At 72.5% G+C, this 23725-nt stretch carries 24 protein-coding genes; 10 read left to right on the forward strand and 14 right to left on the reverse strand.

What is annotated here, in order from left to right; all coding sequences use genetic code 11:
* Positions 1–76: 76 nt before the first annotated feature.
* A complete protein-coding gene (locus ACP6CK_RS25435; protein WP_426956124.1) occupies positions 77–1693 on the reverse strand; it encodes a glycoside hydrolase in 1617 nt (538 codons plus the stop codon).
* A 107-nt stretch (positions 1694–1800) separates the two neighbouring features.
* Here ACP6CK_RS25435 and ACP6CK_RS25440 point away from each other — a divergent pair, with 107 nt between their 5' ends.
* From ACP6CK_RS25440 to ACP6CK_RS25460, 5 genes are all read left to right on the forward strand, one after another.
* A complete protein-coding gene (locus tag ACP6CK_RS25440) occupies positions 1801–2247 on the forward strand; it encodes a CoA-binding protein (RefSeq protein WP_426956125.1) in 447 nt (148 codons plus the stop codon).
* Between the two features lie 92 nt (positions 2248–2339).
* Positions 2340–3158 (forward strand): DUF2076 domain-containing protein, encoded by an 819-nt coding sequence (locus ACP6CK_RS25445; protein ID WP_426956126.1) that lies wholly within the window; start codon positions 2340–2342, stop codon positions 3156–3158.
* An 85-nt stretch (positions 3159–3243) separates the two neighbouring features.
* Positions 3244–4125 carry a LysR substrate-binding domain-containing protein gene (locus tag ACP6CK_RS25450; protein WP_426956127.1) on the forward strand — a complete coding sequence of 294 codons (882 nt, stop codon included), beginning with the start codon at positions 3244–3246 and terminating at the stop codon, positions 4123–4125.
* 230 nt (positions 4126–4355) lie between these two features.
* Positions 4356–5597, forward strand: coding sequence for an MFS transporter (locus ACP6CK_RS25455; protein ID WP_426956128.1), 1242 nt, complete (start codon positions 4356–4358; stop codon positions 5595–5597).
* Positions 5598–5606: 9 nt separating this feature from the next.
* Positions 5607–6242: a trimeric intracellular cation channel family protein gene (locus tag ACP6CK_RS25460; protein WP_426956129.1), complete on the forward strand. Its 636-nt coding sequence runs from the start codon at positions 5607–5609 to the stop codon at positions 6240–6242.
* A gap of 9 nt (positions 6243–6251) precedes the next feature.
* On the opposite strand, the gene dctA is transcribed toward ACP6CK_RS25460, so the two are convergent.
* The 3 genes from dctA to ACP6CK_RS25475 form a co-directional block, all read right to left on the reverse strand.
* Positions 6252–7565 (reverse strand): C4-dicarboxylate transporter DctA, encoded by a 1314-nt coding sequence (gene dctA, locus ACP6CK_RS25465; protein ID WP_426956130.1) that lies wholly within the window; start codon positions 7563–7565, stop codon positions 6252–6254.
* Between the two features lie 133 nt (positions 7566–7698).
* The gene (locus ACP6CK_RS25470; protein WP_426956131.1) at positions 7699–8070 is read right to left on the reverse strand and encodes a hypothetical protein; all 372 of its coding nucleotides are present in this window, start codon (positions 8068–8070) and stop codon (positions 7699–7701) included.
* A 171-nt stretch (positions 8071–8241) separates the two neighbouring features.
* Positions 8242–9381 (reverse strand): threonine synthase, encoded by a 1140-nt coding sequence (locus tag ACP6CK_RS25475; protein WP_426956132.1) that lies wholly within the window; start codon positions 9379–9381, stop codon positions 8242–8244.
* A gap of 75 nt (positions 9382–9456) precedes the next feature.
* On the opposite strand from ACP6CK_RS25475, the gene ACP6CK_RS25480 reads away from it, so the two are divergent.
* The gene (locus ACP6CK_RS25480; RefSeq protein ID WP_426956133.1) at positions 9457–10563 is read left to right on the forward strand and encodes a M20/M25/M40 family metallo-hydrolase; all 1107 of its coding nucleotides are present in this window, start codon (positions 9457–9459) and stop codon (positions 10561–10563) included.
* Here the strand turns inward: ACP6CK_RS25480 and ACP6CK_RS25485 are convergent.
* Complete coding sequence (locus ACP6CK_RS25485) at positions 10560–11324, reverse strand: short-chain dehydrogenase/reductase (protein WP_426956134.1); 765 nt, start codon at positions 11322–11324, stop codon at positions 10560–10562. The genes ACP6CK_RS25480 and ACP6CK_RS25485 overlap by 4 nt on opposite strands.
* A gap of 171 nt (positions 11325–11495) precedes the next feature.
* Between ACP6CK_RS25485 and ACP6CK_RS25490 the strand changes: the two genes are divergently transcribed.
* On the forward strand, positions 11496–11846 hold the full coding sequence (locus ACP6CK_RS25490) for a general stress protein (protein WP_426956135.1): 351 nt from the start codon (positions 11496–11498) through the stop codon (positions 11844–11846).
* Between the two features lie 63 nt (positions 11847–11909).
* On the opposite strand, the gene ACP6CK_RS25495 is transcribed toward ACP6CK_RS25490, so the two are convergent.
* The gene (locus ACP6CK_RS25495) at positions 11910–12695 is read right to left on the reverse strand and encodes an SDR family NAD(P)-dependent oxidoreductase (RefSeq protein ID WP_426956136.1); all 786 of its coding nucleotides are present in this window, start codon (positions 12693–12695) and stop codon (positions 11910–11912) included.
* Positions 12696–12967: 272 nt separating this feature from the next.
* On the opposite strand from ACP6CK_RS25495, the gene ACP6CK_RS25500 reads away from it, so the two are divergent.
* Both ACP6CK_RS25500 and ACP6CK_RS25505 read left to right on the forward strand, forming a co-directional pair.
* Entirely contained in the window at positions 12968–13384 is a 417-nt protein-coding gene (locus ACP6CK_RS25500) for a CopG family transcriptional regulator (RefSeq protein ID WP_426956137.1), read from the forward strand.
* A gap of 28 nt (positions 13385–13412) precedes the next feature.
* Positions 13413–14537 carry an extracellular catalytic domain type 1 short-chain-length polyhydroxyalkanoate depolymerase gene (locus ACP6CK_RS25505; protein ID WP_426956138.1) on the forward strand — a complete coding sequence of 375 codons (1125 nt, stop codon included), beginning with the start codon at positions 13413–13415 and terminating at the stop codon, positions 14535–14537.
* A gap of 85 nt (positions 14538–14622) precedes the next feature.
* Here ACP6CK_RS25505 and ACP6CK_RS25510 read toward each other — a convergent pair whose 3' ends face one another.
* The 4 genes from ACP6CK_RS25510 to ACP6CK_RS25525 form a co-directional block, all read right to left on the reverse strand.
* Complete coding sequence (locus ACP6CK_RS25510) at positions 14623–15639, reverse strand: D-cysteine desulfhydrase (protein WP_426956139.1); 1017 nt, start codon at positions 15637–15639, stop codon at positions 14623–14625.
* Between the two features lie 62 nt (positions 15640–15701).
* Positions 15702–16403, reverse strand: coding sequence for a hypothetical protein (locus tag ACP6CK_RS25515; RefSeq protein WP_426956140.1), 702 nt, complete (start codon positions 16401–16403; stop codon positions 15702–15704).
* Positions 16404–16405: 2 nt separating this feature from the next.
* Positions 16406–17377: a Bug family tripartite tricarboxylate transporter substrate binding protein gene (locus tag ACP6CK_RS25520; RefSeq protein ID WP_426956141.1), complete on the reverse strand. Its 972-nt coding sequence runs from the start codon at positions 17375–17377 to the stop codon at positions 16406–16408.
* 160 nt (positions 17378–17537) lie between these two features.
* Entirely contained in the window at positions 17538–18446 is a 909-nt protein-coding gene (locus ACP6CK_RS25525) for a LysR family transcriptional regulator (RefSeq protein WP_426956142.1), read from the reverse strand.
* Positions 18447–18536: 90 nt separating this feature from the next.
* Between ACP6CK_RS25525 and ACP6CK_RS25530 the strand changes: the two genes are divergently transcribed.
* On the forward strand, positions 18537–19709 hold the full coding sequence (locus ACP6CK_RS25530) for a mandelate racemase/muconate lactonizing enzyme family protein (protein ID WP_426956143.1): 1173 nt from the start codon (positions 18537–18539) through the stop codon (positions 19707–19709).
* A gap of 80 nt (positions 19710–19789) precedes the next feature.
* Here ACP6CK_RS25530 and ccmI read toward each other — a convergent pair whose 3' ends face one another.
* Genes ccmI through ACP6CK_RS25550 form a run of 4 tightly spaced genes read right to left on the reverse strand, consistent with a single transcriptional unit; the run spans position 19790 to position 23584 of the window.
* Positions 19790–20581 carry a c-type cytochrome biogenesis protein CcmI gene (gene ccmI / locus ACP6CK_RS25535; RefSeq protein ID WP_426956144.1) on the reverse strand — a complete coding sequence of 264 codons (792 nt, stop codon included), beginning with the start codon at positions 20579–20581 and terminating at the stop codon, positions 19790–19792.
* Complete coding sequence (locus tag ACP6CK_RS25540) at positions 20578–21045, reverse strand: cytochrome c-type biogenesis protein (protein WP_426959978.1); 468 nt, start codon at positions 21043–21045, stop codon at positions 20578–20580. The genes ccmI and ACP6CK_RS25540 overlap by 4 nt, the downstream gene beginning before the upstream one ends.
* Positions 21036–21635, reverse strand: coding sequence for a DsbE family thiol:disulfide interchange protein (locus ACP6CK_RS25545; RefSeq protein ID WP_426956145.1), 600 nt, complete (start codon positions 21633–21635; stop codon positions 21036–21038). The genes ACP6CK_RS25540 and ACP6CK_RS25545 overlap by 10 nt, the downstream gene beginning before the upstream one ends.
* Positions 21632–23584, reverse strand: coding sequence for a heme lyase CcmF/NrfE family subunit (locus ACP6CK_RS25550; protein WP_426956146.1), 1953 nt, complete (start codon positions 23582–23584; stop codon positions 21632–21634). Before ACP6CK_RS25550 ends, ACP6CK_RS25545 begins: the two co-directional genes overlap by 4 nt.
* Positions 23585–23725 lie beyond the last annotated feature (141 nt).

Genomic DNA, 23725 nt, shown 5'->3' on the forward strand with positions numbered 1-23725 from the left:
GGCATTCTCTCCCCCGGACCCCCTCTCATCTCGTTCCGTCAGGCTGCCGCCCCCTGCGGAAGCGGGACCGCTGAGCTTACGCCCGGCGCACCCGGAGCAGCGGCGGGATGGCCAGCCCGATCGCGCAGGCGGACCAGCCCAGCGCCTGGATGTTGTGCGGCCCTTCCAGCACCGCGCTGACCACGGCGCAGGCCAGCAGCGTCCCGCCCGCCAGCCATTCCGCCCAGCCGCCGCCCCGGCGCGGCAGGTCCCGCAGCAGCGCGCGCGCGATCACCGCGACCAGCGGCACCGCGAAGGTGGGAAAGGGGAAGTCGCGGTAGCGCGGATCGAACAGCAGCAGCAGTTGCAGCACCGCCGCCGTCCAGATGAACAGGAACAGCAGGTCCTCGAAGGCGAAGGCGCGCCAGTCCCGCCAGCGGAACCGTCCGTGCAGCACCGAGCGCAGGTTGGCCGTGGCCTCCGCCCCGTTCCGTGCCGGCTCCACTGGCCCGCCGGACAGCACCATCCCCGCGCGGCGCAGCAGCAGCGCCGCCAGGACCGCCTGCCCGATAAGGTTCACGGCGAAGGCAGCCTTCAGGTGCTCGTCGAATGCGTAGGGCCACCCGCCGCACCAGGCATAGGCCAGCGCATTCCCGAGCGCCGCCGACAGCACCGCCATCCGCCACTGCGGCGCGGCCGGGAAGGTGCGCGTGGCCGCCGCGAACATCCCTCCGCCCAGCAGCAGCGCGGCGACGGCGTAGGCCCACCACCAGGGATTCTCGCGCACCGGGCCGGACAGGTCGAACTTCGGCGCCCGATCCGCCGTCCAGAGCCCCCAGGCGGCCCCGACCGTGCCCTCGTTCCGGTACTTCCAGACCTGGTCGAACGCCTCGATGAGGTTGTAGTCGAACCCCTCCTCCCGGCTGAGCTGGATGAAGCGGCGCAGGAACACCGCCTGGTCCACGCGGGACGGCACCGCGCCCTCTCGCCAGCGCCCCGCCGAGGGCCAGCCGATCTCGCCGATCGCGATCGGCTTGTCCGGGAACAGGGCGCGCATCCGGCGATACACGTCGCGCACATGCGCCATGGCGACGTCCACGCCCAGCGGCTCATCCTCCCAATACGGCAGGATGTGGATGGTCACGATGTCCACGTGCCGCGCGAGTTCCGGGAACTGCGCCCAGAACTCCCACACATCGGCATAGGTAACGGGCTGGCGCACGGCGGCCTTCACCCGGTCGATCTGCCGCGCCAGTTCCTCCACCGGCAGGTCGCGGCGCAGCAGCACCTCGTTGCCGACCACCACGCGCTCCACCACCTCCGGGTGGCGGTTCGCGATCTCGATCAGCCGGTTCACCTCTCGGTCGTTCTGCACGAGGTCCCGCCCGAGCCAAGCGCCTTTCCACATCCGCACGCCGTTCCGCCCGGCGATCTCGGCCACCTCGTAGTCGCCCTCAATGCTCGCGTAGGAGCGGATGGCGCGCACGCGCGGCGCGATCAGGCGGATGTCCTCCTCCACTTGCGCCGCCGTCGGGAAGACGCCGCGCAGCGGCGAATGCCCGTCCCGGAAGGGCGCGAAGGAGACGGAGTTGAACCGGTCCGCCAGCATCGGCACGTCGGCCGCCTGCTCGCGATTCGGGAACCACCAGACGAGGAGGGTGATCGCCGCGCCGAGGAGGAGCGCGGCGGCCGTGGCATGGCGCAAGGGGAACATGACAGCGGGTTTAGCGGCGGCCGCTTCCAGCGGCCAGAGCGCGGGCGGAAACGGCCCCGTTGCGGCACCGCCCCCCCACACCCCATGTCGACGGGAAGACACCGGGAGTGACCGCCTTGCCCGTGGACCGCCTGACCGACGACCAGGTGCGCGACCTATTGTTGACGACGCGGAACATCGCCGTCGTCGGTGCCTCGGACCGTCCCGGCCGCGCCTCCTACGGCGTGTTCCGCTTTCTGCTGGACCGCGGCTACCAGGCGACTCCGGTGAACCCGACTCTGGACGGCCGCGCCGTGCATGGCCGCCCCTCCGTCGCCGCGCTGGAGGAGGCCGGGCCGCTCGACATGGTGGACGTCTTCCGCCGTTCCGAGGACGCCGGTGCCGTGGTGGACGAGGCGATCCGCCTGAAGGCGAAGTCCGTCTGGCTGCAACTCGGCATCTGGGACGAGGCGGCCGCGGCGCGGGCCCGCGCGGCCGGCATCACCATCGCCATGGATCGCTGCCCCGTCATCGAGTGGGGGCGGCTCGGCCTGCCGTCCCGCATCGCCGCATGAACGCCACATTAACATCTTGAAAGGTTTGCCGGCCCGGGCCATCTGGCGCGGCGTCGGCCCGTTCGGGACCGAGCAAGGAGTTTCAGAGGGACATGACCGAGGAAGAACGCCGCATCATCACGGGCTACGTGGAACGCGTGGCCGGGGTGGCGCAGCCGGCCGCGCCCCAGTCGTCCGGCCCCTGGGGCGCGCGCAGCGTCCCCAACACATCGGGGATGGGCACGCAGCCCACGCCGAACCTGCCCCCCGTGGACCCGGAATCGGATCGTCTGATCGGCGACCTGTTCAACCGCTACCCCGAGGCGCGGTACCGCATCACCCAGACCGCCTTCGTGCAGGAAGCGGCGCTGGTCCAGGCGCAGAACCGCATCCAGGAACTCGAGTGGGAGCTGGAGAACACCCGCAACCAGATGCAGGCCAACCAGGGCCGCGGCGGCTTCCTGGGCGGCATGTTCGGCGGCGGCCAGCGCCAGGTGCCCTACACCCCGCGTCCGGAGCCGATCCAGCCGCCCCCGGGCATGAACCCGGGCATGATGCAGCAGGGCAGCGGCGGCGGCTTCCTCCGCACCGCGGCCATGACGGCGGCGGGCGTCGCGGGCGGCATGGTGCTGGGCAACGTGCTGATGAACGCCTTCTCCGGCGGCGGCGGCGCCCATGCCGCGACGGCGGCGGCTGCGAGCCCCACGGCCGATGCCGGCAGCGGCGGCGCCTTCGGGGAGCAGGCCGTGCAGACCCCGGCCGCGTCCCCCTGGACCGACCCGACCGGTTCGGGCGGACAGGATGCCAGCCCGGTGTCCGATCAGGGCAACTGGGGCAACCAGGATGCGGGCTGGGGCGGCAACGACGCCGCGGCCTATGACGACGCGGGCGGCTTCGGCGACGACGCCGGCGGTTTCGACGACGAGGTCTGACCGATCAGGGCGGCTCATGCGGTCGCCCTGACCATCAGCATCCGTCATTGACGGGCAGAGGGGCGCGGGCGCAAGCCTGTGCCCCATGTCCGTTCCCCCCGGGCGCATCCCGGATCTCGACCTCGATCTCCTCCGCTGCTTCGTGCAGGTGGCGGAGCGCGGTGGCTTCACCGCGGCGGCGCCGGCCCTCGGCCTGACGCAATCCGCCATCTCCCTGAAGATCCGCCGGTTGGAGGATCTGCTGGGCAAGCGCGTCCTGGACCGCACCAGCCGCTCCGTCGCCCTCACCCCACAGGGCGAGACCCTTCTCGCCTATGCCCGCCGCATGATCGCGCTGAACGAGGAGGCGGTACGCCGCCTCGTCGCCCCGCCCGTCACCGGCCGGCTGCGCCTGGGCGTGGCGGACCACTTCGTCCCCCGAAGCCTCGCCCCCCTGCTGGCCCGCTTCGCCCGGCTGCACCCCGGCATCCGCCTGGAGGTGGAGGTCGGCCGCTCCCACGAGCTTCGCCGGGCGCAGGAGGCCGGGGCCCTCGACCTCGTCCTCGGCAAGCGCCGGGACGGGGAGGCGGAGGGCGTCGTCCTCTGGTCCGAGCCCGTGATCTGGGCCGCCGCCCCGGGCTGGGACGCCCCGCCCGACCGGCCGTTGCCGCTCGCCATGCTCCCGGCCGGCTGCATGTTCAGGGACCGCGCGCTCGCGGCCCTTGCCCGCGCCGGCATGGCCTTCGAGATCGTCTACACCTCCGCCAGCCTGCTTGGCGTCGCCGCCGCGGCGCAGGCTGGGCTAGGGGTCACCGTGATCGGAGCCTCCGGCCTGCCGGACGGGCTCGTGCCCTTTCCGGCCCTTCCGCCGCTCGGCCAGGCCGAGATGACCGTGTTCGGCGACCTCGCCCGTCTCGCGCCCCTGGCCACCCCGCTGGTCGAGGCGATCCGCGAGGTGGCCCGCCCGGTGCCGGCCCTGGCGGCCTGATGCCACGCACGTGGCCCTGGGGAGGCTCCGCCTCCCCAGACCCCTCCGCCGGGGGGCTGGCGACCCCCCGGGCCCCGCGGCCTGAAGGGTTCATCAAACGGGGTCCAGGGGACTCGTCCCTGGCAGATGGGGGCTGGGGAAGGCGGAGCCTTCCAGGATGCCTCCAGCGCGGCCCGGCGATGCCGTCTCCGCGATTGACCCTCGCCGGGGCACGGGAGCAGGTTCGGAGCATGTCCGAGAACCGTGATCCCCAGCGCGCCACCGACAACAGGGATTGGCGGATCATCGCCCTGATCGGCACCGGGCATTTCCTCTCGCATTTCTACATGCTCTGCCTCGCGCCGCTCTTCCCCGTCTGGCGGGAAGAGTTCGGAGTGTCCTACGCCGCGCTCGGCCTCTCGGTCGCGCTGATGAGCGCGGTGACGGCCGTCGGGCAGACGCCGGTCGGCTTCCTGGTGGATAAGCACGGGGCACGCCCCTACCTCGTCGGCGGGACCACGATCATGGCGCTCGCGATCGCGGGCATGGCGATGGCGCCGAGCTACTGGATGATCCTTGTCCTGGCGGTCATCTCGGGCGTCGGCAACTCGGTCATCCACCCGGCGGACTACGCCATCCTCGGCTCGAGCATCGACAACCGCCGGATGGGGCGCGCCTTCGCGCTGCACACCTTCACCGGCAACCTCGGCTTCGCCGCCGCGCCGCCGGTCATCGCGCTGCTGACCCTGTGGATCGGCTGGCGGCCGGCGCTGGCCCTGGTGGGGCTCATCGGCGTGCCCGTGGTCGCCGCCATCGTGCTGCAGTCCCGCATCCTGCAGGACCAGGTGAAGCCGAAGGACAAGGGGAAGGCGCAGCTGGCGCGACATGTCCTCTTCTCCCGCACGATGCTGCTCTTCTTCGCCTTCTTCCTGCTCTCCTCCATGGCGGGGTCGGGCATCCAGTCCTTCCTCATCACGGTCATGGACAAGATGTGGGGCGTGCCCATCGCGGTCGGCTCCATGGCGCTGACGGGCTACATGGCCGGCGCCACGGGCGGCGTGCTGGTCGGCGGCTGGTACGCGGACCGCTTCAGCCGGCACTACACCTTCGTCGCCGGGCTCACGGCCACCTGCATCATCCTGCTGCTGATGCTGGGGATGGTGCGGCTGCCGGACGTGCTGGTTCCGGTCGTCGCGCTGGCGGCGGGCGTTACCCTCGGGGCATCGCGCACGCCGCGCGACGTGATGGTGAAGAACGCCGCACCCCCGGGGCAGATGGGCAAGGTGTTCGGCTTCATCTCCTCCGGCCTGCCGCTCGGGGGCGCGATCACGCCGGTGCCCTTCGGGCTGATGCTGGATGCGGGGATGCCCTGGCTGGTCCTGCCCTGTGTGGCGGGGCTGCTGGCCCTCTCCCTCCTCTGCGCCGGCTCCGCGCGCGGGGAGGCGCTGCGCGCCGCCCGCACCGCCGCGCCGAGCCCCATGCCGGCCGAGTAGCCGCCCCGCATGGGCGGCGTCTTCGACGGGCTGATCGAGGCGCTGGCCTGGACCGGCACCGCCGCCTTCGCCACGGCCGGTGCGCTGACCGCGGCGCGGAAGCGGATGGACCCGGTGGGCTTCGTGCTGGTGGCGGCCGTGACCGCCTTCGGCGGCGGCACGGTGCGGGACCTGATCCTCGGCGTGCGGGTCGGCTGGCTGGACCGGCCGGACCTTGTGATGCTCGCCTCGGCCTGCGCCCTGGCCGTCTTCTTCACCGCCCACCTGATCGAGCGCCGGGTGACGATGCTGCTCTGGGTGGATGCGGCGGGTATGGCGGTCTTCGCCGTGCTCGGGGCCGAGGCGGCCTCCCGCCACGGCGCCACCCCCTGGGTCGCGGTCCTGATGGGCACGATCACCGCCAGCTTCGGGGGTCTGATCCGTGACGTGATCTGCGGCGAGATCCCGCTCATCCTGCGCCGCGAGATCTACGCCACCGCGGCCGCCGCCGGCGCCGCCGCTTCCGTCGCCCTGAACGGCCTGGAAGCGGAGCGCGTGACCTCCATCACCGCCGGGCTGGTCCTGGCCTTCGCCATCCGGGCGGCGGCGCTGACCGGCGGGTGGTCCCTGCCGGCCTATCGCGTGCGCACGCGTCCCGAGGGGTAGGGCAGGGGATCAGTCCTGCGGCACAGGCTCCCGCAGCACCGGCCCATCGGCCGCGGGGATGGCCGCCGGCCCGGCGGCCAGGGCGGCGTGCAGCCGTACGGGGTCCAGCTCCCCCTCCCAGCGCGACACGGCAAGACAGGCCACGCCGTTGCCCACGAGGTTCGTGAGCGCCCGCACCTCGCTCATGAACTTGTCGATGCCGACCAGCACCGCGAGCGCCGCGATCGGGATGTCCGGGATGACGGAGAGCGTGGCGGCCAGCGTCACGAAGCCCGCCCCCGTGACGCCGGAGGCGCCCTTCGACGTCAGCATCGCCACCAGCAGGATGGTCAGCTCCTGGGTCAGGGTCAGCTCGGTGTTCGTGGCATAGGCCAGGAACATCGTCGCGAGCGTCATGTAGATGTTCGTGCCGTCGAGGTTGAAGGAATAGCCCAGCGGCACGGTGATCCCGACCACCTTCGGCGAGGCGCCGAGGTTCTCCATCTTCCGCATGATCTGCGGCAGCACCGTCTCGCTGCTCGATGTCCCGAGGACGATCAGCAGCTCCTCCCGGATGTAGTTGATGAAGCGCAGGATGGAGAAGCCGCAGATCCGGGCGATGGCGCCGAGCACCACGATCACGAAGAACAGGGCGGTCAGGTAGAAGGTCGCCACCAGCTCGGCCAGCCTGATGATGGACCCGAAGCCATAGGCGCCGATGGTGAAGGCCATGGCCCCGAAGGCCCCGACCGGGGCGGCCTTCACCACGATGGCGACGATGCCGAAGAACACGGCGCCGGCCGCGTCCATGGCGTGGGTCACCGGCTCCCGCAGCCGGTCCGGCAGGGCGTTGATCGAGAAGCCCGTGAGCACGGCGAGGAACAGCACCTGCAGCAGGTCGCCAGTGGCGAAGGCGCCGACGAAGGTATCGGGGATGATCGCGAGCAGGTGGGAGACGACGCTGTCATTCGCCGCGCGCTGCGTATAGGTCTGGATGGCGCTCGCGTTCATCTGGCTGGGGTCGATGTTGAACCCCTCGCCGGTGCGGAAGATCTTCGCGACGATCAACCCGATCACCAGCGCGAACGTCGAGACCACCTCGAAGTAGACGAGGGCCTTCACGCCGACGCGCCCGACGCTGCGCGCATCCTTCACCGACGCGATGCCGTGCACGATCGTGAAGAACACGATCGGCGCGATGACGACCTTGATGAGCTTGATGAAGCCATCGCCCAGCGGCCTCAGGGCCGCGCCCGTCTCGGGCCAGAGGGCGCCGACCGCGACGCCGAGGACGATGGCGATGAGAACCTGCACGTAGAGCAGGGAAAGGACGCGCCTGGGCATGGATAGGACCCTGTCCCGGGCGCGGGCGAGATGTCGCCCTAGGCTCCGCCCGGGGGCCGGCGCATTACGACGTTGCGCGGCGCCCCGTGCATTACAAGCGATACATCTCGCGCAAAAGAAGCCGCGCCCGCGGTCAGCCCGGGGCTGCGTCGTAGCGCGGAGTCCCGTTCACGCCATGCCCGTTCAGCCCGGCCGGGTGACCATTGGGGCCACCATTTCCGTTCAGCGCGGCCAGGGCCGGATCGGCGCCTGCCGGTGCGCGGATGGGGGCCGCGGGCTGCGGCGCGGGAGGCGCCTGAAAGGGCCGGCCCTTGGGGCGGCGCTGCAGCGTCCAGTTCGACTGCATCCGAACTTCCGGGTTCGGTACCGTCCAGCAGGCGCCGTCCGCATCCATGAACACCACCCACATCAGGTGTGATTCCGGCCCGTAGTCGATCATGAAGTGGGCCAGGCCGGGGCCCCGGACGGTGTCCATCGGAAGCGGCGGATCAAGCTGGAGGATCATGGTCCAACAAACGGAACCTTGGCCCGGCCAGTTGCCGGGCCAAGCGAAAACTTCGTCGGCGGGCGAAACCTTGAAGATTTGCGGCGAATGCAGGGTCTCCGGCCCGTCAGACCGGCCCGTCAGACCGGCCCGTCAGACCGGCCCGTCAGACCGGCCCGTCAGACCGGCCCGTCAGACCGGCCCGAGACCCAGCATCTCCGCGTAGCGCGGCGTGGCTTTCAACCCTGTCCCGGTCAGCACCACCACCACCCGTTCTCCGGCGCGGACGGCGCCCGATGCCGCCAGCTTCCCGAGCGCCGCGACCGCCTGGGCACAGGTCGGCTCCACATAGACGCCACCGCGAGCGAGGGAGAGGGCGGCCTCCGCGATCTCCGACTCCTCCAGCAGCACGGCGCTGCCGCCGGAGCGGCGCAGTGCCCCCGCGACCTCGGTGGGGCGGATCGGCTGGGCGATGGCGGTGCCCTCGGCGATGGTGGGGCGGGGCGGCTCGGGCGGCAGGCCCAGCACGTCCCGGGCGATCGGGCCGCAATTCGCCGGCTGGGCGGCGTAGAGGCGCGGCAGGCGGGTGATCTGCCCGGCCCGCAGCAGCTCGGAGAAGCCGATGTCGCAGCCCAGCACGTTGGACCCGGCGCCACAGGGGATGACCACCGCGTCAGGCGCCTCGAAGCCCAGATCCTCCCACAGCTCGTAGGCCAGGGTCTTCGTCCCCTGGAGGAAGAAGGGGTGCCAGTTGTGGCTCGCGTAGAAGAAGCCGGAGGAGGGGTCGTTCCCCTGCCGCAGCGCCTCGTCCGCGCAGTCCTGGCGGCTGCCGGGCGTCAGCTGGATCTCCGCCCCCGCGGCCCGGGACTGCACCGTCTTGGCCGGGGAGGTGCTGTCCGGCACCAGGATGCGCGCCCGCATGCCGCCGGCGGCGGCATAGGTGGCGATCGCCGCGCCGCCATTGCCCGAGGAATCCTCCAGCACCGCCCCGATCCCCTGTTCCCGCAGCAGGGAGAGCATCACCGAGGCTCCCCGGTCCTTGAAGGAGCCGGTGGGCATCAGCCACTCGCACTTCAGCAGGGCCTCGATCCCGTGCAGCGTGCGGGACAGGAGCGGCGTGCGCCCTTCCCCCATCGCGATCGGTGCCGCGGGCTGGAAGGGCAGGGCGGCGCGGTAGCGCCAGAGGCCGGGCTGATCGGGCGCGATGCTGTCCCGCCCGATCCCCGGCAGATCCGTCAGCAGCAGGGGCTGGCCGTCATCGCCGCGCCAGCGCGGCGTCGCCAGCGGCCAGGTCCGACCGGTGCGGGGATCGACATAGGCAGCAGCGGTCACGGGGCGTCCTGGCGCGGGAAGGGAAGGGCGCGCACCCTGTCTTGCCCCCGCCGGGGCCGCAAGGGATACCGGGCCATGACCTCCCCTACCGATGCCGAGGCGGTCGCCGCCCTCGCCGCCGACCTCGTCCGGCTGGACAGCCGGTCCTCCCTCTCAAACCTCGCGGTCGCGGAGCGGATCGAGGCCGCGCTCCCCGGCTTCGAGATCGAGAGGCTGGACTACGCGGATGCCTCCGGCGTCGCGAAGCGCGCGCTGGTGGCCCATCGCGGCGGGCCGGGCGGGATCGCCTTGTCGGGCCACATGGACACCGTGCCGGACACGGGCTGGACGAACGACCCCTGGTCCGGACGGGTGGATGCGGACGGGGTGCTGCACGGCCTCGGCAGCGCCGACATGAAGGGGCCGGTCGCCGCCTGCGTCGTCGCCGCGCGCGGCCTGCCCGCGGACGTGCCCGCCACCCTCCTGATCACCACCGACGAGGAGACGACGAAGCAGGGCGCCGCCCTCATCGCCGAGCGGTCTGAGCTGGCCCGCCGGGCCGCCCTGCGCGGCATCGTGGTCGCGGAGCCCACGCGCCTCGCCCCCATCCGCGGCCACCGCGCGAACATCAACTTCGAGGCGGTGGCGACCGGCGTGCAGGCTCACTCCTCCACGGGGCGGGGGACGAACGCGAACCTCGCCCTGATCCCCTTCCTGTCCGCCATGCGGGACCTGCACGAGCGGCTGCGGACCGATCCGGGCTTCCGCGACCCGACCTACGACCCGCCCTTCCCGGACTTCAACATCGTGCTGGACAACCACGGCACCGCGCTGAACGTGACCGTTCCCCGCGCCACCTGTCGCATCAAGTTCCGCTACACCCGCGCCCAGGACCCCGCGCCCGTGCAGCGGGCGGTAGAGGAGGCCGCCTCCGCCGCCGGGCTGGCCCTGTTCCTGACCGAGGACGGCACTCCGCCCGAGCTGCCCGCCGACCACCCGCTGGTGCGCGCCGCCGAGGCCGCGACGGGCCGGACGGCCGGCACGGTGCCGTTCGGCACCGACGCGTCCCGCCTGAACGCGATCGCGCCCTGCCTCGTCCTCGGCCCCGGCGACATCGGCGTCGCCCATGCGCCGGACGAGCACGTCTCCCTGGCCGAGCTGGCCGCCGCCGTGCCCCTGTTCCGGGCGCTGATGCGGGGCTAGCCACCCCCGCCGTCGATCGTCAGCACCGTGCCGGACGTGTAGCCGGAGCGGGGCGAGGCGAGAAACGCCACCGCCGCGCCGATCTCCTCCGGGGTCGCGGCGCGGCCGAAGGGCATGGTCTTCGACAACTCTCGCCAGCGCTCCGCATCGCCGAACTTCTCGGCCGCCTGGGCGCGGGCCAGGCGTTCGTGCCGCTCCGTCGCCACGGGGCCGGGGTTGATCGCCACGACGCGGATACCGTCCGCCGGGCTGGCGCGGCCGAGCGCGCGGGTGAAGGCCATCAGCGACGCGTTGCCCGTGGCGCCGGTGATGTAGTTCGCGGGGAAGCGTTCCCCCGCCGCGCCGATCACGTTCACCACCACCCCGGACCGCCGCGCGGCCATGCGCGGATAGAGCGCGCGCGTCAGCCGGATGAAGCCGTGCACCTTCAGTTCCCAGGCGCGGTGCCAGGTCTCGTCATCCACCTGAAGCAGCCCGCCCGGCGGGATGGCGCCGGCATTGTTCACCAGCACGTCCACGGCGCCGGCGGCCTCGGCCACGCGCAGCACCTCCGACTCCTCGGACAGGTCCGCGGGGATCACCTCCACCTGCACCTGATGCCGGGCGCGGATCGCTTCCGCCGCGCTGTCCAGCGCCGCCGGATCGCGCGCCGCGAGAAGAAGGTCGCAACCCTCCTCGGCCAGGATGGCGGCTGCGGCGCGGCCGATCCCCTTCGATCCGCCGGTCACAAGGGCGCGATGCCCACGAAGCCCGAGATCCACGTTTTTCCCGTCCCACACATCTACATCGCGATCAGCATGCGCGTGGCGCGGCACGACGTGAAGCGGGAGTGCCGCATGTTAATGCCCGCATTTCCGCCGGCTGTTTGGAAGAGGATGCGGCCGGGAACGTCCCCCCACAGAACCGGCCCGGTCACTTAAGGACGATCCTGTATGACGAGCACCCCCATGAACACGGAGACCGGCATTCCGCGCGAGCGGACCGCGGAACAGCCCCGCAGCAAGCCGCTCAACCGTGGCAACTTCGCGAGCGATCCGTCTCGCGCCGCTGCCGCCGGGCGCAAGGGCGGGCTGAGCGTCGCGCCGGCGGACCGATCCTTCGCCCGCAACCCGGCGCTGGCGGCTGAGGCCGGGCGCAAGGGCGGAAAGAGCGTGCCGGCCGGCAGCCGTTCCTTCTCGCAGGACCGCTCGCTGGCCGCGCAGGCCGGGCGCAAGGGCGGCCAGCGCTCGCACGGCGGGCGTCCCGCCGGTGCTGAGGTGGCCCAGGCCACCGGGCACGACTGAGAGTCGACTCCGGGAGGCATCGCCTCCCGGGTCGGCCTGCCGGGGCGGTTCCGGCGCCGCGCGCTAGGACTTCGCGGAGCCCGGCTCCGCCATCTTGCGGTGCTGCTCGGCCAGCATCGCGGCGGGTGTGACGTTGGCCACCGTCGTCTGCAGCTTGTTGTGCAGGCCGTGAACCACGTCGCCGTCGCCGCGCATCATCGCCTCGAACCCGGTCTTCGCCACGTCGGCCGGATCATCCTTCGGCGCGGTGCCCACCTTCGTGTCGGTCATGCCAGCGCGCTCGAAGAACTCGGTCTCCGTCGCGCCGGGCATGAGGCAGGTCACCGTCACGCCGCTGTCCTTCAGCTCGTTCCGCAGCGCGTGGGAGAAGCTGTCGATGAAGGCCTTCGTGCCGTTGTAGACGGCCTGGAAGGCGCCTGGCGTGAAGCCGGCGACCGAGCCGGTGATGAGGATCTTCCCGCCCTTCCGCGCGCGCATCTCCTTCCCGACCTTGTGGATCAGGTAGATCGTGCCGGTGATGTTCGTGTCCACCACGTGGCGCGCCGCCTTCCAGTCCTGGTCGAGGAAGGCGTGCCCCAGCCCGTGGCCGGCATTCGCCAGCAGCGCCTCCACCGGCCGTCCCTTCGCGGCCGCGAGAAGGGTGTCCACGCCCTCCTCGGTGGAGAGGTCCACCTGCACCGCCTCCACCGTGGCGCCGCCCAGGCCGCGCAGGGAGTCGGCGGCCGCGTCGATCTCGGGGCGGTCCGCCACGATCAGCAGGTCGAAGCCGTTGTTGGCGCAGAGATGCGCGAGTTCGAAGCCGATGCCCGACGATGCGCCGGTGACGAGGGCGAGGGGGCGTGTGGCCATGGCGAGGTTCTCCTGTGCGCGCCCCGCGCCGCCCGGCGCGGCGCGATGTCGTCGCGTCCTGGTTCCGGGAGCGGGCGGCCCTGGTGGGCCCGCAAAGGCGCCGTGTGCCGGGGCCGCTTTCCGAGCCTGCACAACGGTCCGCCCTTGACGGACGATGCAGCTTGAGCGGCCAAAACCCCGATCGAAGCACGGCAGCGTGAAGCGCCGTCTTGAACCTACGCCGTCTGGCGCCCATTTACCATCCAGTTGGATGGTATCTGGATGGTGAGCTGATGGCGAACGTGGCTGGACGAGCCATTCGTATGGGCGACAGCGAGAAGATCACGATCAACCTGGGCTTTGTGGATCTCGGCCACGTGGACCTGCTTGTGGCCGAAGGCTTCTACGCCAACCGAACCGACTTCATCCGCACCGCCATCCGCAACCAGATCGAGCGCCACGCCGAGGCCGCCCGCCGCTCTGTCGAGCGGAAGGGCCTCGACCTCGGCCTGCGCCATTACGGCCGGGCGGAACTGGAAGCGGCCCGCGCCGCGGGCACGCCAATCGCGATCCGCGTGCTCGGCCTCGTCAGCATCGCCCCGGACGTCACGCCGGACCTCGCCCGTGCCGCGATTGCCTCTGTCTCCGTCCTCGGCGCCCTTCAGGCCAGCGAGGCGGTGAAGGCCGCTCTCGCCGACCGCACGGCCTGACGACGCCCCGATCCGAAAGTCCTGCCCCATGACGTTCCTGCCACCACGCCACATCCTGGAGGCGACCCGCCTCACCCGTGCCGGCCGGCTAGCCGAGGCCACGGCCCTGCTGCGGGGCGCGCCAGCCGACCGGGCGGCCGGGCCTTCTGCCCAGCCAGGGACGGGAAGGCCCCGGATCGTGATCGACATGGAGGCGGAACCCCGCGGGCCATCCGTGCCACTCGGCCCCGGCCCCAGTCACTGGCGAGGGCCGGGCGCCTGGCCCAAGCGCCGTGCAGCGGCCGAGCCGTCCCGTCCTGCCGGAGCGCAATTCCTCTCGCTCTCCCACACCGGCCCGGCGGGGACGCGTCCCTACCGGCTCTACATCCCGGCCAGCCATTCGGGCGGGGCGGCACCGCTGATCGTGATGCTGCACGGCTGCACGCAGTCGCCGGAGGACTTCGCCGCCGGCACGCGCATGAACGCCGTCGCGGAGGAGCACGGCTTCCTCGTCGCCTATCCCGGCCAGACCGCCGGCGCCAACGCCCAGCGCTGCTGGAACTGGTTCCGCCCGGAAGACCAGGGCCGGGATCGAGGCGAGCCCGCGCTGATCGCGGGCATCACGCGGGACGTGCTGCGCGACCACGGCGCCGACGCGCGCCGGGTGTTCGTGGCCGGCCTCTCCGCCGGCGGCGCGGCGGCGGCGGTGATGGGGGCGGCCTTTCCCGACCTCTATGCGGGGATCGGCGTGCATTCCGGCCTCGCCTGCGGCGCGGCGCGGGACGTGCCATCAGCCTTCGCCGCCATGCGGAACGGCGGCACCGCGCCGTCCGCCCGCACGTCCGGGCGGATCCTTCGCACCATCGTCTTCCACGCCGATGCGGACGCCACCGTGCATCCCGTCAACGGCGATCAGGTGGTCGCCCAGGCCGGTCCATCCGGACTGCGCCTGACGGAGAGGCGGGGCCAGGTCCCCGGAGGCCGGGCCTTCACGCGGCGCGAGCACCGTGACGGCGAGGGACGCGTCATGCTGGAGCAGTGGGTGATCCACGGCGGCGGCCATGCTTGGTCCGGCGGCAGTGCCGACGGCTCCTACACCGATCCGACCGGGCCGGACGCATCGCGGGCGATGGTGCGGTTCTTCCTGGAGGAGGAAGCAAGGTCGGGGGAGTGAACTCCCCCCGAGCTCCCTCGTTCTCTCATCGGGCTGCCGCGGAACGGATGATCCGCCGTTCCGCGGCGGGCTCGGCCCGTCCTTTTCAGTTCACGTCGGCCGGCAGGTCGAACGCGTCCGGATACCCGAACAGCCCGACCGCACCGCCGGTGTGCAGGAACACGACGTTCTCGCCCGCCTTGAAGTGACCCTTGCCGATCAGGTCGATCAGCCCGGCCATGCCCTTCCCGGAATAGACGGGGTCGAGAAGGATGCCCTCCTTCTCCGCCAGCAGCTTCACCGCCTCCACCATGCCCTGGGTGGGAATGCCGTAGCCCTGGCCGACATAGTCGCAATTCGCCTTCACATGCTCCGCCCGCACCGTGTCCTTCGGCAGGCCGATGTGGTCGGCGGTGCGCTGCGCCAGGGCGAGCACGTTCGCCTCCTGCTTCTCCTTCGGCGCGCGCACGCCGATGCCGAGCAGGTTGATGCCGGAGTTCAGCCCCACCAGCCCTGCGACCAGCCCGGCCTGCGTCCCCGCGCTGCCCGTCGCATGCACGAGGTGGTCGATCTTCAGGCCGATCTCGTTCGCCTGGTTCATCAGCTCCAGCGCGGCGGTCACGTAGCCCAGCGCGCCGACGGGGTTCGATCCGCCGCCGGGGATCACATAGGGCTTCTTGCCCTTGGTCCGAAGGTCGGCGGCCAGCGCCTCCATCTCCGCCTGCATGTCGGCGCCGCCGGGGCGGCGGGACACGCTGGCCCCGTGCAGCTTGTCCATCATCACGTTGGCGGAGTTCTTGTACGCCGGGTCCGTGTAGCCGGTCCGGTCCTCCAGCAGGATGTGGCATTCCATCCCGAGCTTCGCCGCCGCCGCGGCGGTCTGGCGCGCGTGGTTGGACTGCGTCGCGCCCTGGGTGATGACGGTGTCCGCGCCCTGCGCCCGCGCATCCGCCATCAGGTATTCCAGCTTCCGTGTCTTGTTTCCGCCGGTGGACAGGCCCGTGCAGTCGTCCCGCTTGATCCAGAGGTTCGGCCCCCCGAGGTGCTTCGACAGGTTCTCCATCGGCTCCAGCGGCGTCGGCAGGTGGCCGAGGCGGATGCGGGGAAAGCGGGCGAGGTTCATGCGGACGGCCTCCGGAAAGGGGCCGGAGGTTAGGGAGGTTCGGTCGGAAGGGCGAGGGGCCCTCAACCCTCCCCGAGCGACGGCGTACGGTCGGAGACCGGCGGTTGGTAGCCCGTTCCACCCCAGCGGTGGCGGCTGACGACGCGGCCGGTGCGGAGGTCGCGCACCAGCAGGTCCGGCAGGGCACCGGGCCGGGCAAGGGTGACTTCGACCCGACGCCGGAAGGTCCATTCCCGGCGGCAGGGCTCGTCGCCCCGGTGCCGCCGGCCGCAGGGCACGGTGTAGGAATGGCTCGCCTGGGTGAAGGCCGCGAAGATCGGCTCCAGCACCTCGCCGCGGCGCCGGAAGAGGTGCAGCGCCTGCGTGTTCGTGGCCCGCCCGGTGGAGCTGTAGACGTTCGACAGCTGCAGCGCGACCGTGCCGGATCTTGGGCCGAGCGGGGAGGGTACGACCCGCATCAACGGGCTCCAGATCGGATCGATCGTCAGCACGTCCGTGCTGACCGGCCCCGCGACGACGCGCGGCCCGTCCGGGCCCTCCTCCACCAGCGCGACGGTCAGGGTGTTCTCGTCCGCCGCCGCGGCGAGTTCCAGCGGCCCGCCCGGAAGCGGTTCCCGCGCACAACGGCCGCCGCGCCGCAGGCTCTCCGCGGCCGCCGGGTCGGTGAGGAGCAGGGCGGCCGCCGGGCCGCATTCGAGCCCCCGAGCCGCCGGGGCCCCGAGCAGGAGCAGGCCCGGAACCAGCAGGCGGAGGACACGCCGCATGGTCAGTCCAACTGGATGTGCAGCGGCGCCGCCACGCGCGTCCAGCGGTCCAGGTCCTGCCGCAGCATCGCCCCGAAGGCCGCGCCGTCGGCCCCGTTCGGCGTCACGCCCAGCCCGTCCAGGCGCGACTTCACGAGGTCCGTCGCCATGGCCGCGCGGAACGCCTCGGCCAGACGCGCCACGATCGGCGCGGGCGTGCCTGCGGGGGCGGAGAGGCCGGTCCAGATGCTCGCCTCGAAGTCCGGCACGCCGGCCTCGATCAGCGTTGGCACGTCGGCGGTGGCAGGAAAGCGCTCCCGCGACGTCACCGCCACAACCTTGAACTGCGCCCCGCTCGCCGCAAGGACCGAGGGCACGGAGACGAACATCAGCGCGATCCGTCCGGCCTGCAGGTCGTTGAAGGCGGCCGCCGCGCCGCGATAGGGCACGTGCTCCACGTTCAGCCGGGCGCGGACCTTCAGGTCCTCCATGATCAGGTGCGTGTTCGTCCCGATCCCGGTCGAGGCATAGGGCAGGGGCTGCGGCGCCCCCTGCGCCAGCCGGATCAGCGCCGGCGCGTCCGCCACGTTCAGTTGCGGCGCCGCCAGCAGCGCGACGGGCGAATCCGAGAGGTAGAGGATCGGCGTGAAGTCGGTGATCGGGTCGTAGGGCAGGCGCCGCCCGATCGCCTTCGCGATGGTGAGCTGCCCCGCGGTCGCCAGCAGGATCGTCTGCCCGTCCGGGGCGGCGCGCGCCACCGTCTCCCCGCCCAGAACGCCACCGGCACCGGCGCGGTTCTCGACCACGATCGTGGTGCCGAGGATCGGCCCCGCCGCCTGGGCCAGCAGCCGGCCCAGCACGTCCTGCGAGCCGCCCGGCGCGAAGGGCACCACCAGCCGCACCGGCCCGTTCGGCGTCCATCCGTTGGCGCCCCCCTGGGCCCGCGCCGCGAGGGGAGCGAGGCCGGCGAGGGAGAGGAGGATGCGTCGCTTCACGGCCGTGTCCTTCGTGCGGGGCGATGCGGCATCGCAGCACAGCCAGCGTCCGGCCGCCAATCCAGGGGACATCCCTTGCGCGCCCGAACCGGCCATCCCCGCTGCCGTCCATCGGAATCAACATCCGCGGTGGATCGATGCGGCCATCCGTGGCGTGGGCTCAATCCGGCGCTCCGCCCGGGGATGCACGCATCGCCAGCGTCCAGAATGCCTCCCCCATGGTGCCGAGGGCCGCCGTGGACCTGACGAGGCGGACGTCCAGCGCCACGTCCAGCGAAGGTGACGCAGCCCGTCGGAGAGCACCGGCGGCCAGATCCTCCATTACCAGGCTCTCGGGCAGCCAGGTCAGGCCGCGCCCGGTGCGCGCCATGGTTCGCAGCGCGGCCGCATGGTGGGCGGTGAAGACGGGATCCAGCCGGGCCGAGACCGCCTCCGGCAGGGTGGCCGCCAGGATACGGCCGAGCCCGGATTCGGGGCTGTAAGCCAGGAAGGGCAGCCGGCCCGATCCGCCCGGCGTCATCTCCGCCGCGCCGGGCGCCGCCACAGGCACCAGCCGGTCCCCGCCAACGCGGAAGGCGGGAAAGCGCTGCGGGTCCAGGCGGGACGGCGCGGCCTCATGGTGGTGGCAGAGAAGGAACTGCGCCTTGCCCTGCAGCATCAGCCCTTCGCAGGCATCCAGGCTGTCCGAGACGAGGGCGACCGCGCCCAGCGCGCCCTCCGCCTCCAGCCCGCGTAGCCAGGCCGGGAAGAAGGTGAAGGAGAGGACGTGCGTCGCCGCGAAGCGCAGCGTCGCCTGGGCCTGGCTCGCCGCGGCCCGGGCGGCGTCGCGCCCTTCGAACAGGCAGCGGAGCGCATCCGCCAGAAGGGGCCGCAGCGCCTCCCCGGCCGGAGTCAGGCCGATCGGCTGCGTCTCGCGGTCGAAGAGGGGCGCGCCGACCCAGTCCTCCAGCGTGCGGATGCGGCGGCTGAAGGCGGGCTGCGTCACGTGCCGCCGCTCCGCCGCGCGGGAGAAGTTCCCCGTCTCCACGAGGGCCTGGAAGTCCCGGATCTGGTCGAGGTCGGGGCCCATGCCCTGTCCGTATGATGCGAGGCGAGATTGGCATTGGCCGGCGCGGCCCGTCCAATCCATGGTCCGCCGCCAGTCCAACGGGAGACGCCCATGTCCGTCCGCATCCTCGACATCGTGGAGGTGACGAAGCCGATCGCCTCGCCGATCGCGAACGCCTACATCGACTTCTCGAAGATGACGCTCTCCCTCGTCGCGGTGGTGACGGACGCGGTGCGGGACGGGCGTCGCGTGGTGGGTTACGGCTTCAACTCGAATGGCCGCTACGGCCAGGGCAACCTGATGCGGGAGCGCTTCATCCCCCGCGTGCGGGAAGCGTCCCCGGAGAGCCTGCTGGACGACGCCGGCACGAACCTGGATCCGCACAAGGTCTGGGCGACGATGTTCCGCAACGAGAAGCCCGGCGGCCATGGCGAGCGCTCCGTCGCCATGGGCACAATCGACATGGCGCTGTGGGACGCCACCGCGAAGATCGCCGGCAAGCCGCTGTTCCGCCTGCTGGCCGAGCGCTACGGCGACGGAAACGCGGACCCGCGCGTGTTCGTCTATGCCGCCGGCGGCTACTACTATCCGGGCAAGGGGCTGGACGGCCTCAAGGACGAGATGCGGTCCTATCTCGACCGCGGCTACACCGTCGTGAAGATGAAGATCGGCGGCGCCCCGCTGGCCGACGACCAGCGGCGGATCGAGGCGGTGCTGGGCATGCTGCCGAAAGGCTGCCGCCTGGCCGTGGACGCGAATGGCCGCTTCGACCTGCCGACCGCGGTGGACTACGCGAAGGCGCTGATGGCCTACGACCTGTTCTGGTACGAGGAGGCCGGCGACCCGCTGGACTACGCGCTCCAGGCCGAACTCGCGAACCACTACGCGAACCCGATGGCGACGGGCGAGAACCTTTTCTCCATGCAGGACGCGCGCAACCTGATCCGCCACGGCGGGATGCGGCCGGACCGGGACTGGCTGCAATTCGACTGCGCGCTGTCCTACGGCCTCGTCGAGTATCTCCGCACGCTGGAGATGCTGAAGGAGAACGGCTGGTCGCCGACGCGCTGCATCCCGCATGGCGGGCACCAGATGTCGCTCAACATCGCGGCCGGCCTCGGCCTCGGCGGCAATGAGAGCTACCCCGACCTGTTCCAGCCCTATGGCGGCTTCCCGGACGGGGTGAAGGTCGTGGACGGGCACATCACCATGCCCGACCTCCCCGGCATCGGCTTCGAGGGCAAGTCCGACCTGATCGCCGAGATGCGCGCCCTGGCCGAGTAGCCGGGCGGCTCAGGCTCGCTCCGCGGCAGCCTGGCAAACATGGAAGGGGGGCCGGGGGATCCTCCTCCCCCGGCCTTGCTTCACGGCAGAGCCTGCATCCGGCGCTCCACCATCCCCCGCCACGGCGCGCCTTCCGGCGCCGAGGCGATGAGCGCCGTCCACGCCGCGCGTGCGCCCGCCGGACGCCCCGCCTCAGCCTCGGCCAGCCCGGCCAGGAAACGCAGGCCGACATGGTCGGGGGCCCGGGGCAGGGCCTCCGCGATCCATGCGGCGGCGGCCTCCGCCTGCCCGGCCTCGATCAGCGCCTGCGCCCGCTGGCCCGCCACATCCGCGTCGAAGCCGGTGGACAGGATCTGCGCATAGGCCTCGGCGGCGGCGGCCGGGCGGCCCCGGTTGCGCTCGGCCTCGGCCAGCAGGGTCCAGCCCTGGCTAAATTGCGGGCTGCCCGGCGGCAGGGAGGCCAGGCGCTGCCGCAGCATCGCCAGCAGCGCCTCGTCGCGCGCGCCTGCCTCCTGCCGCGCGGCGAAGGTCGCGGAGGGCAGGCCGGGAAAGCCGTTCCAGAGATAGACGGCCAGCGCGGCGGCGGGGATGAAGAACAGCGCCGCCGCCATCGCGCCGCGCCCACCGCCGGCGCCGGCCTGGGCCGCATCCGGCAGGGCCAGGGCCCGCCGCTGCACCTCCAGCAGGGCGGCGGCATGGGCGGCCTCGTCCAGGCGGCCCGCCGCGCGCTCCCGGTCCAGCTCCGCGACCTGCGCGCGATAGAGGGCTCGGTCGGCGTCGGCGCGGTCCCGCCAGCGTGCCGGCCGCAGCAGGGACAGGGCGAGCGGCGCCAGCGCCAGGAGCGCCAGCGCCCCGAAGACGAGCCAGATCATCCCGCGCGCGGCTCTTCGTCGTCGAGGGCGGCCAGCCGCGCCCGCTCTTGCTCGCTCAGCGGCGTGGCGGGGACAGGGGCGGCCCGGCGCCGCACGAGCAGGATCGCCGCCAGCCCGCCGCCGAGGGCCAGCGCCGGCGCGGCCCAGAGCGGCCAGGTCACGCCGTTCAGCGGCGGCCGCAGCAGCACGAAGTCGCCGTAGCGCTGGTGCAGGTGTTCCCGCACGGCGGCGTCGGACTCGCCGGCCGCGACGCGCTCCCGCACGAGCTTGCGGAGGTCGCGCGCGAGGTCGGCGTCGCTGTCCTCGATGGACTGGTTCTGGCAGACCATGCAGCGAAGCTCGCGCCCGATCTCGCGCGCCCGCGCCTCCTGCGCCGGATCGGGGAGCTGGTCCGCCGGGTCGTTCACGGCCAGGGCCGGCGATGCCGCCAGCAGCAGGAGGAAGGCCCAGCGGATCACGCGTATCGCCGCAGCAGCGGGTCCACCTCGGCCGCCAGCGTGTCCGGCGTCAGCGGACCGGCATAGCGCCAGCGGACGATCCCGCCCGCATCCAGCAGATAGGTTTCCGGGACGCCGTAGACGCCCCACTCGATCCCCGCGCGACCGCTGGCGTCGGCGGCGAGCGCGGCGAAGGGGGTGCCATGCCGCGTCAGGAAGCGCGCCGCGTCCTCGGGCTTGTCCTTGTAGTTGATGCCCAGCACCGGCACGCCGCGGCGGGAGAGTGCCATCAGCTGCGGATGCTCCAGCACGCAGGGCACGCACCAGGAGGCCCAGAAGTTCACCAGCACCGGCCGCCCCGGCGCCGCGAGCTGCTCCGGCGCGATCACCGGCAGCGGGACGCCCTCGACCGCACCCATCTCCACCCGCGGGGCCGCGCGCCCGACCAGGGCGGAGGGCACGCCGCGCGGGTTGTAGGACCCGTCCCCCATGCCCCGCAGCATCGCCCAGAAGCCAGCGCCGCCCGCGGCCGCTAGTCCCAGGGGCAGCAGATACAGGGCGCGGCGGCCGAGGGCCGGGGCGTTCGGCTTCGGCGCCGGGGCTGGCTGGTCGCTCATGCCGGCACCGCGCGCCGCGCGGGCGCGCCCACCCGCAGCCGCCGGTCGGAGAGGGACAGCCCGCCGCCCAGTGCCATCACGGCGGCACCGAGCCAGATCCACGGCGCCAGAGGGTTGTGGTGCAGCCTTAGCACCGCCGCCCCGTCCCGCTCGTCGCCGAGCACGGCGTAGAGGTCGGAGGCGAGGGTCGTGTGGATCGCCGCCTCGGTCGTCGTCGTGCGGCCGACGGGGAAGGAGCGCTTCTCCGGCGTCAGCACCGTCACGGGCACACCGGCGCGCGTCACCGCCACGATCGCGCGGCGCGCGGTGAAGTTCGGCCCGGGCGCGTCCTCCACCCGCTCCAGCCGCCAGTCATAGCCCGCGAGCGACACGCTCTCCCCGGGGCGGAGCTGGGCCAGCCGGTCGGTCGCCAGCCCCATCCCCGCCAAGCCGAGGATCATCACCCCCATCCCCGCATGGGCCACCGCGCCGCCGAGCGCCGCGCGCGGCAGCCCCGCCAGCCGTGACCAGGCCGCCGCCGGACGCCGGAACAACGCGATCCGGTCCGCGATGTCCGCGAGAGCGCCGAGGATCAGCCACACCGCCGCGCCGAAGCCGAGCGCCGGCCCGACCTGCCACCCCGCCAGGGCGAAGCTGAGCACGAGCGCGGCGAGCCCGCCCAGCGCCGCCCACCACAGCCGCATCAGTGCATCGCCGAGACGCGCCCGCTTCCAGGCCATCACCGGCCCGAAGGCCATGGCCGCGATCAGCGGCGCCGCCAGCGGCAGCAGAGCCGACTGGAAGAAGGGCGGGCCGACAGAGATCTTGTGGGAGAAGAGCAGGTCCGCGAAGAGCGGATAAAGGGTTCCCACCAGCACCACCGCTGCCACCGAGCAGAGCAGCAGGTTGTTCAGGACGAGCGATCCCTCGCGGCTGACCGCCGCGAAAACGCCCACAGGCCGCATGGCCGCGGCGCGCCAGGCGAAGAGCGCGAAGCTGCCGCCGACATAGAGCATCAGCAGCGCCAAGATGAACACGCCGCGCGTCGGATCGCTGGCGAAGGCGTGGACCGAGGACAACACTCCCGACCGCACGAGGAAGGTGCCGAGCAGCGACAGCGCGAAGGCCAGCAGCGCCAGGAACACCGTCCAGGTCTTTAGCGCCTCCCGCTTCTCCACCACCACGGCGGAGTGGAGCAGCGCGCAGCCCGCGAGCCAGGGGAGGAGGGAGGCATTCTCGACCGGGTCCCAGAACCAGTAGCCGCCCCACCCGAGCTCGTAATAGGCCCACCAGGACCCCAGCGCGATGCCGAGCGTCAGGAAGGACCAGGAAGCGAGCGCCCAGGGCCGGACCCAGCGTCCCCAGGCCGCGTCCACCCGCCCCTCGATCAGCGCCGCGACGGCGAAGGCGAAGGTGACGGCGGTGCCGACATAGCCGAGGTAGAGAAGCGGCGGGTGGAAGGCGAGGCCGGGGTCCTGCAGCACGGGGTTCAGCCCCTGGCCATCCGGCGGCGGCGGCCAGACCCGGTCGAAGGGATTGGAGGTGGCCAGGATGAAGGCGAGGAACCCCGCCGCCACCAGCCCCAGCACCGCTAGCACCCGCGCCTGCAAGGCCGATGGCAGCCCGCGCCCGAACCCCGCCACGGCCGCGCCGCAGAGGGCCAGGATCGCGACCCAGAGAATCATCGACCCCTCATGGCTCGCCCAGGTGCCGGTGAGCTTGTAGAGCGCCGGTTTCGCCGAGTGGCTGTTCGCCACGACGTTCGCGACGGTCGTGTCGTTCGTCCAGAAGCTCCAGGCGAGGCAGCCGAAGGCCGAGAGCACGGCCAGCAGCACGCCGGCCGCGAGCGGCGACGTCGCGGCCATGGCCCGCACATCCCGCCGCTGCGCCCCCCAGAGCCCCGCCGCGGCCTGGGCGAAGGAGAGCGCCAGCGCCAGGGCGAGCGCGAAGTGACCGAGTTCCGGAATCATGATCCTGCCGGCCGCGCCCCGCCCGTCGGCGCCGCACCGGCGGGGCTGGTTCCTGAGGTGGTGCCCGCCCCGGCCGGCCGGGCGTTCACCGTGTTCCCAAGCCCCGCCGCAGGCGGAGCGTTCAGGGTGTTCCCAAGCCCC

Source organism: Muricoccus radiodurans, from assembly GCF_050154705.1.
Classification (GTDB): domain Bacteria; phylum Pseudomonadota; class Alphaproteobacteria; order Acetobacterales; family Acetobacteraceae; genus Roseomonas; species Roseomonas radiodurans.